This window comes from Pseudoxanthomonas broegbernensis (genome assembly GCF_014202435.1).
Lineage (GTDB): Bacteria > Pseudomonadota > Gammaproteobacteria > Xanthomonadales > Xanthomonadaceae > Pseudoxanthomonas > Pseudoxanthomonas broegbernensis.
In genome coordinates, this window is sequence record NZ_JACHGU010000004.1 from 63,429 (window position 1) to 78,051 (window position 14,623).

15 protein-coding genes are annotated in these 14,623 nt (G+C 71.7%); 8 read left to right on the forward strand and 7 right to left on the reverse strand.

Going from position 1 to position 14,623, the window contains the following annotated elements:
• Nucleotides 1-136 precede the first annotated feature (136 nt).
• On the forward strand, nt 137-1,561 hold the full coding sequence (locus tag HNR76_RS09450; RefSeq protein WP_162310662.1) for a peptidoglycan DD-metalloendopeptidase family protein: 1,425 nt from the start codon (nt 137-139) through the stop codon (nt 1,559-1,561).
• A gap of 131 nt (nt 1,562-1,692) precedes the next feature.
• Nucleotides 1,693-2,805 carry an anhydro-N-acetylmuramic acid kinase gene (locus tag HNR76_RS09455; RefSeq protein WP_162310661.1) on the forward strand — a complete coding sequence of 371 codons (1,113 nt, stop codon included), beginning with the start codon at nt 1,693-1,695 and terminating at the stop codon, nt 2,803-2,805.
• A gap of 117 nt (nt 2,806-2,922) precedes the next feature.
• Here HNR76_RS09455 and HNR76_RS09460 read toward each other — a convergent pair whose 3' ends face one another.
• The 4 genes from HNR76_RS09460 to HNR76_RS09475 form a co-directional block, all read right to left on the reverse strand.
• The gene (locus HNR76_RS09460) at nt 2,923-3,150 is read right to left on the reverse strand and encodes a hypothetical protein (protein ID WP_162310660.1); all 228 of its coding nucleotides are present in this window, start codon (nt 3,148-3,150) and stop codon (nt 2,923-2,925) included.
• Between the two features lie 76 nt (nt 3,151-3,226).
• Nucleotides 3,227-4,561 carry an AmpG family muropeptide MFS transporter gene (locus tag HNR76_RS09465; protein ID WP_162310659.1) on the reverse strand — a complete coding sequence of 445 codons (1,335 nt, stop codon included), beginning with the start codon at nt 4,559-4,561 and terminating at the stop codon, nt 3,227-3,229.
• The gene (locus HNR76_RS09470; protein ID WP_162310658.1) at nt 4,558-5,382 is read right to left on the reverse strand and encodes an exodeoxyribonuclease III; all 825 of its coding nucleotides are present in this window, start codon (nt 5,380-5,382) and stop codon (nt 4,558-4,560) included. Before HNR76_RS09470 ends, HNR76_RS09465 begins: the two co-directional genes overlap by 4 nt.
• A gap of 223 nt (nt 5,383-5,605) precedes the next feature.
• Nucleotides 5,606-5,845, reverse strand: a complete 240-nt coding sequence (locus HNR76_RS09475) for a transcriptional regulator (RefSeq protein WP_162310657.1) — start codon at nt 5,843-5,845, stop codon at nt 5,606-5,608.
• A gap of 310 nt (nt 5,846-6,155) precedes the next feature.
• Here HNR76_RS09475 and pyrE point away from each other — a divergent pair, with 310 nt between their 5' ends.
• Nucleotides 6,156-6,815 carry an orotate phosphoribosyltransferase gene (gene pyrE, locus HNR76_RS09480; RefSeq protein ID WP_162310656.1) on the forward strand — a complete coding sequence of 220 codons (660 nt, stop codon included), beginning with the start codon at nt 6,156-6,158 and terminating at the stop codon, nt 6,813-6,815.
• Nucleotides 6,816-6,873: 58 nt separating this feature from the next.
• Nucleotides 6,874-7,530, forward strand: coding sequence for a hypothetical protein (locus HNR76_RS09485; protein ID WP_162310686.1), 657 nt, complete (start codon nt 6,874-6,876; stop codon nt 7,528-7,530).
• A gap of 45 nt (nt 7,531-7,575) precedes the next feature.
• On the opposite strand, the gene HNR76_RS09490 is transcribed toward HNR76_RS09485, so the two are convergent.
• Genes HNR76_RS09490 through coaBC form a run of 3 tightly spaced genes read right to left on the reverse strand, consistent with a single transcriptional unit; the run spans nt 7,576 to nt 11,642 of the window.
• Nucleotides 7,576-9,924 (reverse strand): phosphomannomutase/phosphoglucomutase, encoded by a 2,349-nt coding sequence (locus tag HNR76_RS09490; protein WP_162310655.1) that lies wholly within the window; start codon nt 9,922-9,924, stop codon nt 7,576-7,578.
• 15 nt (nt 9,925-9,939) lie between these two features.
• Nucleotides 9,940-10,398, reverse strand: a complete 459-nt coding sequence (gene dut / locus HNR76_RS09495; protein WP_183982239.1) for a dUTP diphosphatase — start codon at nt 10,396-10,398, stop codon at nt 9,940-9,942.
• Between the two features lie 11 nt (nt 10,399-10,409).
• Nucleotides 10,410-11,642 carry a bifunctional phosphopantothenoylcysteine decarboxylase/phosphopantothenate--cysteine ligase CoaBC gene (coaBC, locus tag HNR76_RS09500; protein ID WP_249065630.1) on the reverse strand — a complete coding sequence of 411 codons (1,233 nt, stop codon included), beginning with the start codon at nt 11,640-11,642 and terminating at the stop codon, nt 10,410-10,412.
• 385 nt (nt 11,643-12,027) lie between these two features.
• Between coaBC and HNR76_RS09505 the strand changes: the two genes are divergently transcribed.
• From HNR76_RS09505 to HNR76_RS09520, 4 genes are all read left to right on the forward strand, one after another.
• Nucleotides 12,028-12,366 (forward strand): hypothetical protein, encoded by a 339-nt coding sequence (locus HNR76_RS09505; protein ID WP_162310652.1) that lies wholly within the window; start codon nt 12,028-12,030, stop codon nt 12,364-12,366.
• Nucleotides 12,367-12,370: 4 nt separating this feature from the next.
• Nucleotides 12,371-12,790 (forward strand): DUF2231 domain-containing protein, encoded by a 420-nt coding sequence (locus HNR76_RS09510; protein ID WP_162310651.1) that lies wholly within the window; start codon nt 12,371-12,373, stop codon nt 12,788-12,790.
• 88 nt (nt 12,791-12,878) lie between these two features.
• Nucleotides 12,879-13,604 carry a GTP cyclohydrolase I gene (gene folE / locus HNR76_RS09515; RefSeq protein WP_162310650.1) on the forward strand — a complete coding sequence of 242 codons (726 nt, stop codon included), beginning with the start codon at nt 12,879-12,881 and terminating at the stop codon, nt 13,602-13,604.
• Between the two features lie 121 nt (nt 13,605-13,725).
• Complete coding sequence (locus HNR76_RS09520; protein ID WP_162310649.1) at nt 13,726-14,436, forward strand: RNA polymerase sigma factor; 711 nt, start codon at nt 13,726-13,728, stop codon at nt 14,434-14,436.
• Nucleotides 14,437-14,623: the final 187 nt, after the last annotated feature.

Consider the following 14,623-nt stretch of genomic DNA (forward strand, 5'->3'; position numbering starts at 1 on the left):
TGCGATGTTAAGTGCGCGTTAACCGGAACGCCAGCGAAAAGGCCAGGTTCTTCAATGGTTTGACGCACAGATTTGAGCTGACTATTTTACCGCCCCATGGGCCGCATTCCGGGGTCCCGTGAAGGAAGCCGACCGCATGCCCCTGACCGACCACGGCTCCGTCCGCCGGCACCAGTTCCACGAACGCCTCGGCGTCCTCCACGGCAACCACCTGCACCGCACCCTCAAGGAACGCTTCCCGGCCGCCTTCAACACCCGCTGGACCCGCCGCCACTGGCTGCATGCCAGCCTGTTCGCCACCGTGGGCGCGCTGCTGGCCACCATCGTCCCGGGCTTCTCCTCGCAACTGCAGCCGGCCCTGCCGCTGCACGCCACCCTGCCGCTGAGCCTGCCGCCGCAGACCGTGCGGCCGCCACTCGCCAGCCAGCCCGGCCAGCCGTGGGACGTGCTCCAGGTGCAGCCGGGCCAGACCCTGGGCGGCCTGTTCCAGTCCATGGGCGTGCCCGCCGAGACCATGCACCGCATCCTCGAACAGCCGGGCAACCGCGAGACGCTGACCCGGTTGCGCCCCGGCGCCGAGCTGGCCTTCGCCCGCGGCGAGGACGGTGCGCTGCTGGGCTTCCGCTTCGACCGCAGCCCGACCCAGCGCGTGGAGCTGAGCCTGGCCGGCGGCAAGGTCCGCGAGAAGGTGCTGGAGCGGGCCACCACCACCCGCGTGGCCGTGGCCGGCGCCGAGATCGACCACTCGCTGTACGCGGCCGGGCGCAAGGCCGGCCTGAGCCCCGCCGCCATCGCGGTGATGACCGACGAGATCTTCTCCTACGACATCGACTTCAAGGACGTGCAGCCGGGCGACCGCTTCAGCGCGGTGGTGGAGGAGACCTGGCGCGACGGCGAGCGGATCGGCTCCGGCCGCATCCTCGCGGCCACCTTCACCACCGGCGGCAAGACCTACACCGGCTTCCGCTTCGAGCGCGACGGCAAGGCCCAGTTCTTCACCCAGGACGGCCGCCCGCTGAAGAAGAGCTTCATCCGCATGCCGATCCCCTATGCGCGCCTGTCCTCCAAGTTCGGCGCGCGCCGGCACCCGGTGCTGGGCAGCATGCGCATGCACAAGGGCGTGGACTACGCCGCCGCCTCCGGTACCCCGATCATGGCCGCCGGCGACGCGCGCGTGCAGTTCGTCGGCCAGCAGCGCGGCTACGGCAACGTGGTGATCCTGGACCACGGCCGCGGCCACACCACGCTGTACGCGCACATGTCGCGCTTCGGCAAGATCAAGCGCGGCCAGCAGGTGGCGCAGGGCTCGGTGATCGGCTACGTCGGCTCCACCGGCATGGCCACCGGCCCGCACCTGCACTACGAGTTCCGGGTCAACGGCGCGCACCGCAACCCGCTGTCGGTGACCATGCCGCCGCCCGAGCCGCTCAAGGGCGCCGAGCTGGCCGCCTTCCGCGCCCAGGCCGCACCGGCCCTGGCCCGGATCGAGTCGATGGAAAAGCTGATGTTCGCCACCGCCGCGGCGGCGCCCCAGGACAAGCCCCGCGACAAGCGCGGCTGAGCCGGCGCCCGCGCGGCCACGCTTGTCGCCATCGCAAACGCCGGATGCGGCAGCGGCCAGGCCGGCGCGGCGGCAGCCCCCGCTGAGCCGGCATCATGTCGCTGGCCGGAGCCGGCTCCTACAATGGCCGCATGTCGCACCTGTTCATCGGACTGATCTCCGGCACCAGCGCCGACGGCATCGACGCGGCCTTGGTCGAGTTCCCCGGCGCCAACGCAACCGAGGGCCTGCGCCTGCATGCCGCGCGCGTGCATGCCTGGGCGCCGGCGTTGCGCGAGCGCCTGGTTGCGCTGGGCCAGGGCGGCGAGCCGGCCTCGCTGGACGAACTGGGCCGGCTGGACGTGCAGGTGGCCCAGGCCTTCGCCACGGCCGCCCTGGCCTTGCTGGAAGACGCGGGCGTCGCTTCGGCCCGGGTCGCGGCGATCGGTTCGCACGGGCAGACCGCGCGCCACCGCCCGCATGGCGATGCCCCGTTCACGATGCAACTCGGCGACGGCAGCGTGATCGCCGAGCGCACCGGCATCGCCACCGTGGCCGACTTCCGCCGCCGCGACGTGGCCGCCGGCGGCCAGGGCGCGCCGCTGGTGCCGGCCTTCCACGCCGCGCTGCTGCACGCGCCGCACGAGGACCGCGCCGTGCTCAACCTCGGCGGCATCGGCAACTACACCCTGCTGCCGCGCACGGGACAGGTGCGCGGCTTCGACACCGGGCCGGCCAACGCCCTGCTCGATGCCTGGTGCCTGCGCCACACCGGCGCCGCGTACGATGCCGACGGCGCCTTCGCCGCCAGCGGCACGGTCGACGACGCCCTGCTCGCGCGCCTGCTCGGCGAACCGTGGTTCGCGCAGCCGCCGCCCAAGAGCACCGGCCGCGAGCAGTTCCACCTGGACTGGGTGCAGGCCGGCCTGCGCGGCGGCGAGTCGCCGGCCGACGTCCAGGCCACCTTGCTGGAACTGAGCGCGGCCACCCTGGCCGACGCGCTGCGAGCGCACCAGCCCGGCACCGCGCGGGTACTCGCCTGCGGCGGCGGCGTGCGCAACGGGCCGCTGATGCGGCGCATCGCCGCGCGCCTGCCCGGGGTGGCGGTGGAGTCCACCGCCGCGCACGGCCTGGACCCGGATTTCGTGGAGGCCATGGCCTTCGCCTGGCTGGCGCGCGAGGCTTTGGCCGGGCGGCCGGGCAACCTGCCGGCGGTCACCGGCGCGCGCGGGCCGCGGGTGCTGGGCGTGGTGCATCCGGCCTGAAGGGGGCCGCACAGCGGCCTACGCATGGCTGGCGGGCCGTTGGCCGCCGGTTCCTGCCGGGGGTCGCCGGCCAAGCCGCCTCCACCGGCGGATGCGGCAACCGGCGATACGCCGCGCTCAGAAACCCTTGCCGGCCGGCAGCATCTTCAGCGCGGCGATCGCATCGGACAGGGCGACCACCTCGACGTTCTCGAAGCCGCCGCGCACTTCCTGCTCGGAGGCGAACAGGCCCTGCTCGAGCAGGCGCAGGAGGGTCTCGTCCACGCTCCAGCCACGGGCCGCGGCCACGCGGCGGATGCGTTCGGCCAGGATCGGATCGATGTCGCGCAGCACCAGGTCGGTCATGGCGTCGACAGCCTTGCGGAGGATTGCGGCGAAGACTGCCACGGATTGACGGTGGCGGGGAATCGCCCCGGCGTCGCTAGCCGGTGGGCGGCGGCGCCTCGCGGATGCGCGGCCACAGCCAGGCCAGCAGCAGCAGGGTGGGCACCACGGTCAGCGCGCTGAGCACGAAGAAGGCCGAATAGGAGCTGGCCTGGACCACGTACCCCGACACGCCGCCGGCGAACTTGCCCGGCAGGTTGGCCAGCGACACCAGCAGCGCGAACTGGGTGGCGGTGAAGTTGCGGTCGGTCAGCGAGGACATGAACGCCACCAGCACCGTGCCGGCGAAGCCCTGCGACACGTTGTCGGCGGTGATGGCCGCGTAGAACGCCCAGATCTGCGAGGGATACTGCGCCATCAGCAGGAACGCCAGGTTGGACAGCGCCACCCCGAGCGCGGCCACGAACAGCATCTTCCGGAAACCGAACGCGGCCACGCACAGCCCGCCCAGGAACGCCCCGCCGATGCCGGCCCAGATGCCGTACAGCTTGGACACGGTGGCGATGTCGGCCTTGGTGTAGCCCGAATCCAGGTAGAACGGCCCGGCCATCACCCCGATCACCTGGTCGGGGAACTTGAACAGCCCCACGAACACCAGCAGCGCCAGCCCCAGCGCCCAGCCGTTGCTGGCGAAGAAGCTGGAGAACGGCTGCCAGAACGCGCCGATGAAATCGATCCGCCGCTGCACCGTGGCTTCCGGCGCGGCCGGCTCGCGCGACAGCAGCGTGGCCAGCAGCGGCAGCGCCATAAGCGCGGCCATGCCCAGGTAGGCGGCCTTCCAGTCGGCGAACTCGGCCAGGTACAGCGCGCCGGCGCCGCCCAGGATCAGGCCGATGCGGTAGCCCAGGGTGTAGGTCGCCGCCAGCGCGGCCTGGGCCTGCACCGGGGCGATCTCGATGCGGTAGGCGTCCACCACCGAATCCTGGGTCGCCCCGGCGAAGGAGGTGAACAGCACCCAGCCCACCAGCGGCGCCACGCCCAGCTCCGGCCGGGTGAAGGCCAGCGCCGCCAGGCCCGCGGCCACGCCCAGTTGCGCGGCCAGCAGCCAGGAGCGGCGCCGGCCCAGCGGCCCCAGCGGCGCGAACACGTAGCGATCGATCAGCGGCGCCCACAGGAACTTGAGCAGGTAGAAGAAGCTGGCCAGGCTGATCAGGCCGATGCTGCCCAGGTCCAGCCCGGAATCGCGCAGGCGCGTGGACAGCGTCATCGAGGCGATCGGCAGGAACGGCAGGCCGCAGCCGAAGCCCAGCACCGCCATGGTCAGCGCCGAGGGCGTGCCGAAGGCGCGGCGGATGCCGGCCCAGCCCCTGTACGGCGGCTTCTTCGCCGCCGCATCGCCCGCCCGGGCCTCGGGCCGTACGGCCTGGCTCACCGGCCGGCGCCCGCAGGGCCCGCGGTGGCGTAGTCCACGGTGAACGGCGCGTGGTCGGAGAAGCGGTCGGCACGGTGGATCGAGCAGGCGCGCAGCCGCTCGCGCAGCGAGGGGGTGACGAACTGGTAGTCGATCCGCCAGCCCACGTTGTTGGCCCGGGCCGCGCCGCGGTTGCTCCACCAAGTGTAGTCCTGTCCCTGCGGATGCAGCGCGCGGTAGGCGTCGACCCAGCCGCGGCCGGCGTTCGCGTCGGCCTCCTCGGCCGTGTCGGCGCACAGGCCGTTGAGCCAGTCGCGCTCCGGCGGCAGGCAGCCGGAGTTCTTCTGGTTCGACCTCCAGTTGCGGATGTCGCGCTCGGTGCGGACGATGTTCCAGTCCCCGCACAACACGTAGTCGCGGCCGCTGGCCAGCCACTGGTCCAGGATTGGCTTGAGCCACTCCATGACCTGGAACTTGTAGCCCTGGCGCAGCTCGCCCGAGGAGCCGGACGGGATGTAGAACGACACCACGCTCAGGTTGCCGAAGCGCGCCTCGATGTAGCGGCCTTCCTCGTCGAACTCCGGCCAGCCCAGCGCGGTGCGCACCTCGTCCGGCTCGCGCCGGGCGTAGATGGCCACGCCGCTGTAGCCCTTCTTGGTGGTGGCGTCGCGGAACCACGCCCGGTAGCCGGCGGGCAGGAACCCGGGGCCGGCCAACTGGTGTTCCTGCGCCTTGGTTTCCTGCACGCACAGCGCGTCCGCGTCCTGCGCGGCGAACCAATCGAAGAAACCCTTGCTGGCGGCCGAGCGCAGGCCGTTGGCGTTGAAGCTGATGATGCGCATGCGGTCGATACGGAGACGAAAATTCGCCGTTAGCCTAACCAATCCCCACGCACGCCGCCTCCTTTCGCCATCGCCTGCGGCGGCCGACCCGTCGCCATCCTTGTAGGCACCGACTTCAGACGGCGACGCGAGGGCGCGCGAACCTCGAGAGCCGCCTTGCCCTGCAAGATTCCGATGGCAGCCACCGGCCGGCGGTCCCTCCGCCGGGGAAGCGCCCCCGTCCTCACTTCGCTGGCTTGATCAACGCCAGCAAGGCCTGGCGCCGCATGGGCGGCAGCGTCCGATAGCGGACCAGCAGGTTCCTTTCTTCGGCGTTTCCGATGTACAGCTCCGACGCCTCCCGGACCACGTCCCGGGGCGCCTGCGAAGACACCGGACCGACGATCAGTTCATCCAGGGAACGCCCCAGCGCCGCGCGCCGCGCCGGCAACCACCGGAAGCCGGGCGTCTCGCGGCCCGTCATCGGGTTCGCCGGCGGCACGGTCGTGGGCCAGGACCGGCGGTAACCGGCATGACAGAATCCATATCCGCCTCAACCACAGCGATATCGGCGTGCGCTGCCTGCGATGCGGTGCATCGGCGATCACACAGTCGATCATTGGCGTGCTGGCGGCAGAATGCCCCGATCTCGCCGAGAAGGATGCCTACGAGCTTTCATCGCGCGGTGCGATGGTGGACTGGCTCCGCAAGCGCGTCCGCACGCTAGCCACCAGCCAGTACATGGTCCGCGACCCGCCGGGTATGCTTTGCCACCCCGCTCCGTCTTTCCGCCCATGTCCGACCACCGCACCCGCTTCCTGCAACTGGCCCTGGACGCCGACGCCCTGCGCTTCGGCGAGTTCACCCTCAAGTCCGGCCGGGTCTCGCCCTACTTCTTCAACGCCGGGCGCTTCGACCGCGGCGCCCGCCTGGCGGCGCTGGCCGCCTGCTACGCCGACGCGATCGACGCCGCCGGGCTGGAGTTCGACCTGCTGTTCGGCCCGGCCTACAAGGGCATCCCCCTGGCCACCGCGCTGGCCTGCGAGTACGCGCGCCGCGGCCGCGACCTGCCGCTGGCGTTCAACCGCAAGGAGGCCAAGGCCCACGGCGAGGGCGGCAGCCTGATCGGCGCGGCGCTGGCCGGGCGCCGGGTATTGGTGGTGGACGACGTGATCACCGCCGGCACCGCCATCCGCCAGGCGCTGGACATCATCTCCGGCGCAGGCGGTACCGTCGCCGGGATCGTCGTGGCCCTGGATCGGCAGGAGATCGCCGCCGACGGCGACCGCCGCTCGGCCGCGCAGGCGGTGGCCGCGCAGGCCGGGGTGCCGGTCCACGCGGTGGCCGGCCTGGCCGACCTGCTTGCATTCGCCGCCGGAAACGACAAACTTGTGGCACACCATGCCCCGCTCCTGGCCTACCGGGCCCGCTACGGGTGCGATCCGACGGGCTGACTGACAGCAGGGGGCTGCCGTGATGCCGATCCATTCCCGATCGCTGGCGCCGTGGGCGATGTGCGTGGCCCTGGTACCGATCCTGGCCACCGCCCAGCAGAAGCCGGCCAGCGCCAAGAAGCTCTACTGCTGGGACCAGAACGGCCAGCGCGTCTGCGCCGATTCGCTGCCGCCGGAGGCCATGGCCGCCGCGCGCGAGGAGATCAGCCTGCACAGCGGCATGCGCACCGGCGAGGTGCAGCGCGCGCTGACCGACGAGGAGCGCGCCGCCCGGGCCGAGGAGGAGGCGCGGCGCCGCACCGAGGCGCTGGCGGCCGAGACCCGCCGCCGTACCGACCAGGCGATCCTCACCACCTTCCAGGACGAGGACGAGCTGCGCCGGGTCTTCACCGAGCGCCTCACCCTGGTCGACAACAGCATCCAGACCGCGCGCTACAACGTGACCAGCCTGCGCGAGGGCCTGGTCACCCTGCTGCGCGTGGCCGGCGAGCGCGAGCTGGGCGGCAAGCCGGTGCCGGACAAGCTGGCCGACGACATCCGCCACCGCCATGCGCAGTTGATCTACCACCAGTCGCTGCAACGCAGCTTCGAACGCCAGCGCGGGGCGCTGGATGCGGAGATCGACGAGATCGTGGAACGCTTCCGCACCCTCAAGAGCAACGATGCGCCGGGCGCGCGCGGCGCGTTCGACCCGCCGGCCGTGTCCGGGGGGTAGCGCGGCGCGGCCGTGCCGCGAGAAGACGCGCCGCGCCGGCCACGGTCAGAACTCCAGCGGTGCATCCTCCGGCAACAGGGTGCGCAACTGCTCGCGGTACAGGTCGCGGATGCGCGACAGCGTGGCCTCGTCGTCGGCCTCGAAGCGCAGCACCAGGACCGGCGTGGTGTTGGAGGCGCGCAGCAGCCCCCAGCCGTCGTTCCAGTCCGCGCGCAGGCCGTCGATGGTGGTCAGGCGCGCGCCCGCGAACGGGGCGTCCTCGACCTGCGCGGCCGCGGCGAACCGCGCCACGATCGCGTGCGGGTCGCCGTCCACCGGCACCTTGATCTCCGGCGTGGACACCCCGTCGGGCAATTCGTCCAGCACCTCCGAGGGGGCCTCCATGCGGCCGGCCAGGATCTCCAGCAGCCGCGCGGCCGAGTACAGGCCGTCGTCGAAGCCGTACCAGCGCTCCTTGAAGAAGAAGTGGCCGCTCATCTCGCCGGCCAGCTCGGCCTCGGTCTCGCGCATCTTGGACTTGATCAGCGAGTGCCCGGTCTTCCACATCAGCGGGCTGCCGCCATGGCGCAGGATGTAGTCGGACAGCTTGCCGGTGCACTTGACGTCGTAGATCACCATCGCGCCCGGGTTGCGCTGCAGCACGTCGGCCGCGTAGAGCATCAGCAGGCGGTCGGGAAAGATGATCCTGCCTTCCTTGGTCACCACGCCCAGGCGGTCGCCGTCGCCGTCGAAGGCCAGGCCGATGTCGGCGTCGAACTGCTTGACCGTCTGGATCAGGTCCTCGAGGTTGTGCGGCTCGCTCGGGTCCGGGTGGTGGTTGGGGAAGGTCCCGTCGATGTCGCAGTACAGCGGGATCACCTCGGCGCCGATGGCCTCCAGCAGGCGCGGGGCGATCTCGCCGGCGACACCATTCCCGGCGTCGGCCACCACCTTGAGCGGGCGCTCCAACTGCACGTCGTCGGCGATGCGCTGGATGTAGTCCTCGGCCACGTCCTGCTGGCTGAGCGCGCCCGGGTCGGCCTGGTGCAGGCGACCCTCGGCGATGCGCGCGTACAGGTCGGTGATCGCCTCGCCGGACAGGGTCTCGCCGCCGACCACGATCTTGAAGCCGTTGTAGTCGGGCGGGTTGTGGCTGCCGGTCACCGCCACGCCGCTGCCGGCGCGCAGGTGGTAGGCGGCGAAGTACACCACCGGGGTGGGCACCATGCCCACGTCGATCACGTTGCGGCCGGCGCGGCGCAGGCCCTCGATCAGGCCGCCGACGAGCTCCGGCCCGGACAGGCGGCCGTCGCGGCCGACCACGATGTCGGTCAGGCCCTGCTCGGCCATCACGCTGCCGATGGCCTGGCCGATGCGCGCGGCCACCTGCGGGGTGAGCTGCTTGCCGACCACGCCGCGGATGTCGTAGGCGCGGAAGATGCCCGGGTCCAGGGCCACGTCCGGCATCGACGGCGGCTCCGCCGGCGCGGAACGCTGCGCCGATGCGGCGGATGCGGGCGCGTCGCCGGCCTCGCGCTCGAGGGTCTGGCCGAAGGTGGGCTGCTCGTCCGGCGTCGCCTCGGCGTTGCCGCGGCGGCGGCGCAGGCGCTGCAGGCGCCCGCTGCCCAGCAGCAGGGCCACGATCGCCAGGAACGCCAGCACGCCGGCCACCGCCAGGCAGGCCGTCGCGCCGAGCTGGAACGGCGCCGCGTCGGCGTCGGGCACCGCCGCCGCCGCGCGCAGGCCGGTCTTGCCGACCTCGCGCGAGAGCGCGTCGGCGCTGCCCGACAGCGAGCCGGCGCCGCGCTCGGACACGTTGTAGTTGCCCTGGCGCAGCGCCAGGTAGGTGCCTTCGGGCAACGGCACCTGCTGGAAGCCGGCGGTCAGCGTGCGCAGCGGCAGGCGCGCGTAGGCCACCGCCGACTCGCCGGCCAGCTCGACCGGCGCGGCCACGCCCAGGCGGGCCTGTTCGTCGTCGCGGACCACCGCGGCCACCGGCCCGCCGCTGCTGAGCGCACGCTCCAGCAGCGCCAGCCGCGCATAGCCGAAGCCGGCGGCCTCGGCATAGGCCGCGCCCAGCCCCGCGCGCCAGAACGCGACCTCCTCCACCTGTTCCCAGGCCGCGCGCAGCGCCGCCGCGGCGGCCGCGGCATCGCCTTGCGCCAGGGCCGACTGCACCTCCGGCGCCTGCAGCCGTTCGGCCAGGCCGCGCTCCTGGGCGCCCACCGCCGCGGCCGTCGCCGCGGCCGCCTGGTCGCGGGCATCGGCCAGTTGCTGTTCGCGCGCATCGGCGCGCCACAGGTTCGCGCCGCTCCAGCCGAACCAGGCGGCCAGCAGGATCAGCAGCAGCGCCAGCAGCAACCCCGCCCGCTTGGTCTGCCCCGATCCGCGCCTGCCTGCATCCATCTCGGTCATGCCTCTTCCCCTGTCTCAGCGTACGCCGGTGTGGCCGAACCCGCCCGCGCCGCGCGCGCTGGCGGCGAAGGTGTCGACCACCTTGAGTGTCGCTCGCACGATCGGTGCCAGCACCAGTTGGGCGATGCGGTCGCCCGGCCGGATCGTGAACGCCTCGCGGCCGCGGTTCCAGACGCTGATCAACAGCGGGCCCTGGTAATCGGCATCGATCAGGCCGGTGCCGTTGCCCAGCACGATGCCATGGCGGTGGCCCAGGCCCGAGCGCGGCAGCACCAGCGCGCACAGGCCGGGGTCGGCGATGTGGATGGCCAGCCCGCTGGGCACCAGCGCCGCGTCGCCCGGCTGCAGCGCCAGGTCGGCATCCAGCGCCGCGCGCAGATCCATGCCGGCGCTGGCCGCGGTGGCGTACTCCGGCATCGGCCAGGCATCGCCGAAGCGCGGGTCCAGCAGCTTCACCTCCAACTGGCAGGTCATGGCGGCCCCCATCATGCGCGCAGCCGCTCGGCGATCAGCTCGACCAGGCCGTCGGCCAGGCGCACCTTGGGCGCGGGCGGGAAGTCGCGTTCGCCGCCGGGCCAGTAGGCGGTCATGGCGTTGTCGTCGCTCTCGAACCCGCTGCCGGGTACGCCCACCCGGTTGGCCACGATCAGGTCCAGGCGCTTGGCGGTCAGTTTCTGACGCGCGTAGTCGGCCACGTTGTCGGTCTCGGCGGCGAAGCCGACCACCAGCTTCAGGCCGGCGTCCGCGCGCTGGGCCACCTCGGCCAGGATGTCCGGGGTGCGCACCAGGTCCAGGACCAGGGACTGGCCGGTGCCGGTCTTCTTGATCTTGCTGGGCGAGAACGCGCGCGCGGTGTAGTCGGCCACCGCCGCGGCGCCGACGTAGATGTCCGCCGGCAGGGCGTCGGCCACCGCCTGGCGCATCTGCGCGGCCGAGCGCACGTCCATGCGGCGCACCCCGCGCGGGGTTTCCAGTTGCACCGGGCCGGACACCAGCACCACCTGCGCGCCCTGGCGCGCGGCGGCGTCGGCCACGGCGAAGCCCATCTTGCCGCTGCTGCGGTTGCCCAGGTAGCGCACCGGGTCCAGGTCCTCGTAGGTCGGGCCGGCGCTGACCACCACCTTCAGGCCCTGCAGTAGGCCGGAAGCGACTACCGCCGGGCCGGCGGTGCCGGCCAGCGCGGCGACGATGGCCTCCGGCTCGCTCAGCCGGCCGGGGCCGGACTCGCCCTCGGCCAGTGGGCCGTCGTCCGGGCCGATCACCTGCACCCCGCGCGCGCGCAGCGCGGCGACGTTGGCCTCGGTGGCCGGGTGCCGCCACATGCGGTGGTTCATCGCCGGGACCACCGCCAGCGGCGCCTCGGTGGCCAGGCACAGGGTCGCGACCAGGTCGTCGGCCAGGCCATGGGCCAGCCGCGCCAGCAGGTCGGCGGTGGCCGGGGCGACGACCACCCGCTCGGCCCAGCGCGCCAGTTCCAGGTGGCCCATCGCCTGCTCGGCGGCGCCGTCCCACAGGGTGGTCCGGGTGGGGTGGCCGGACAGGGCCTGGAAGCTGAGCGGGGTGACGAACTGCTGCGCGCCGGCGGTCATGGCCACCTGCACCGCAGCGCCGGCGTCGCGCAGGCGCCGGACCAGCTCCAGCGACTTGTAGGCGGCGATGCCGCCGCCCACGCACAACAGTATCCGCTGTCCCGCCAGTGCGGTGGCCGAAGCACTCACGTGGGAACTTCCTACCCTGAGATTGGCCGCCAAGCTTACTCCAAGCGCCGCGATGCTCCGATCCCCGGCGCCTGCCATGGCCCGTTGCACGAGCCGTTGCGCGGCATTGACGCGATGCACCATCGGCACGTGTCGACGGAAGGGCCTGTGACGGTCCGGCCGGCGTTCGCAGCCCTCCAGCGGGCCATCGGTAGCCGCGGCGCCGGGACACCCAGGACGACAGGGATTTCGACTGCAGCCCGGGCCGGCAACGTCGATCCGGGAACGCAACGGCCCGTGGCCGCATCGAATGGTCAGACACAACGACGATGGGCAAAGCGGCGGTGGCGACGACGCCCTTTGCGGCTTTTCACCATCGGCCAACTCCGACCGCAAGGAGATCGACATGCTCAACTACGCCGTTACCGTATTCGCAATCGCCGCCCTCGGGGGTCTCTATCTTGCCGGGCATGTGTTCCGCGGCCGACTGCCCCCCTGGGCTGTCTCGCTCCTGCACGCCGGCCTTGGAGCGCTGGGGCTCATCCTGCTGATCGTGGCGTTGGTCCAAGGGGAGGCCTCGCGAGCGGTCCTGATCGGTTTCGGGATCTTGCTGGTCGCGGCCCTTGGCGGATTCCTCCTCGCCTCGTTCCATCTGCGCAGGCGCCTGCCGCCCAGGGCCATTGTCGTGGTTCATGCCGGCGTCGCGGTGGCCGGGTTCCTGACCGTTCTCTCCCAGGTCTTCTGATGCCATGCGCCATCCCCTGCATCCGGCGCTTGTGCACTTCCCGGTGGCCTGCTGGTCGCTTGCGGTCGCCGCCGACTTCGCCAGCCTCTGGCTGGGAGAAGCCGCCTGGCGCTGGTCGGGCGGCCTGCTCGCCGTCGGTTGCTCGACTGCCCTGATCGCCATGCTGGCAGGCCTGGTGGAGTTGCCCCTAGTACCCGAGGGCGCACCAATGCGGGACGCCTGGATGCACATGGGTGCGATGCTGGCCGCCTTCACATTGTTCCTGGCGCGGCTGCTCCTCCGGCTCGATCACTTGCGGCCGGTCGCGCCGGATGCATGTTCGCTGCTGCTCGACGCATGCGGGTTCATCGCCCTGACCATCGGCGGCTGGTTTGGCGGGAAGCTGGTCTATGGCCACGGCATCGGGCGTGGCCGGTCCGGATGAACGCCGTCCCCCAACGTCCCCGGCATCGGCCGGCCACCCGCAACGTGGCACTGCCCGCGCCGCGTCGCGGCCGACCAGGAGTCTGACCATGCCCAACGCCTTGCGCGCCCCGGCCCTTGCCTGTGAACACACCTCCACATCCAGCCGGATCCGGGCACGGCTCAGGAAGGCCGGACAGATGTTCCGGGCCAACGACAACATCGCGGCCTTCATCGAGGAAGGCGAACTGGACGAGCTGCGCCTGGAGGTCGAGAACCGGATGAGTGAAGTACTGAACGCCCTGGTGATCGACACCGGCAGCGATCACAACACCATCCGTACCGCGCACCGCGTGGCGAAGATGTTCGTCGAGGAGGTATTCGCGGGCCGGTATCGCGCAGCGCCGCCGATCACCAGCTTCCCGAACGTGTCGCGGCTCGATGAGCTGATGATCGTCGGTCCGATCACCGTGCGCAGCGCCTGCTCGCACCACTTGTGCCCGATCATGGGAAGGATATGGATCGGCGTGTTGCCCAATGCCGGCGCGGAGCTGATCGGGCTTTCGAAATTCGCGCGACTCTGTGACTGGATCATGCGCCGGCCGCAGATCCAGGAAGAGGCCGTGATCATGCTGGCCGACGAACTGGAGCGGCGCATCCGGCCCGACGGCCTGGCCGTGGTGATGGATGCGAACCACTTCTGCATGCACTGGCGCGGGATCGAGGATGGGCAACCCGTGATGACCACATCGGTCATGCGTGGCGCCTTCCTGGAAAACGATGCTCTGCGGCGCGAGTTCATTGAACTGCGTGCCCGGGAACATCGATGCGCTTGAAGGCCGCATGCGCAAGAGGCCCCGAATCCCTGGGCGCGCCGTTGGCGGCCGCGATCCAGCCGCCGGGCCGGGCGCACAATGGCCGGGGCCGGCGGCATTTCCGGAAGCACGGGAGGAGTTGATGCAAAAGGTCGAATGTCCGGCTCCCGCCCTGTACTCCCGGGATGTCCTGGATGCCGAGTTGGCGAAACTCGCGGCGCAGGGGGACGGCGCCGCCTTCGAGGCGATCATGCGGCGCCATAACCGGCTCCTGTTCCGCACCGCGCGCGGCATCGTGCGAAGTGACGGCGAAGCCGAGGAGGTCGCACAGGAGGCCTGGATGAGGGCCTGGCGGAGGCTTTCCGATTTCCGCGCCGAGAGCAAGCTGTCCACCTGGCTGGTCCGGATCGCAGTGAACGAGGCGCTTGGCCGCTTGCGCCGGAAGAGCGCGCAGATCATCCCTCTGGAGACAGCCATGGTGTCGCCCAACGACACGCAGTCGGCGCTCACCGAAGCTCCGGACCGCGGACCGGAACAATCGGCCGAGCGGTCGCAGCTCCGGGCCCTCATCGAGGCCCGCATCGGCCTGCTGCCAGAGGCGTTCCGCAGCGTCTTCATGCTGCGCGCGGTCGAGGAAATGAGCGTGGACGAGGTGGCGGAAGCCCTGGACGTCCCCGCAGCCACGGTGCGGACACGGTATTTCCGCGCCCGCGCGTTGTTGCGCGAGAGCCTCGAGAAGGAGATCGACATCGCGATCGGCGACGTCTTCAGCTTCGACGGCGAACGTTGCGACCGCATCGTCGCCAACGTCATGGCGTGGGCCCGTACGGAAGGCCTTTGCAGGGGCGCCTGATGGCGAACGGGGCACGATCCGGCGGGCAAGGCACGCCGCGCCGGCCCGAAACATTGACAGGACGTGCAAGCGGCAGCCCACCACCACGCACTGTCCACCAGCGCAGGGCGGGCCGTGGGGCCCGCGTGGGGAACTTCCTACCCGGGAGTGGCCGCCGAGCCTACTCCCCGCGCCGCGATGCTCCGAT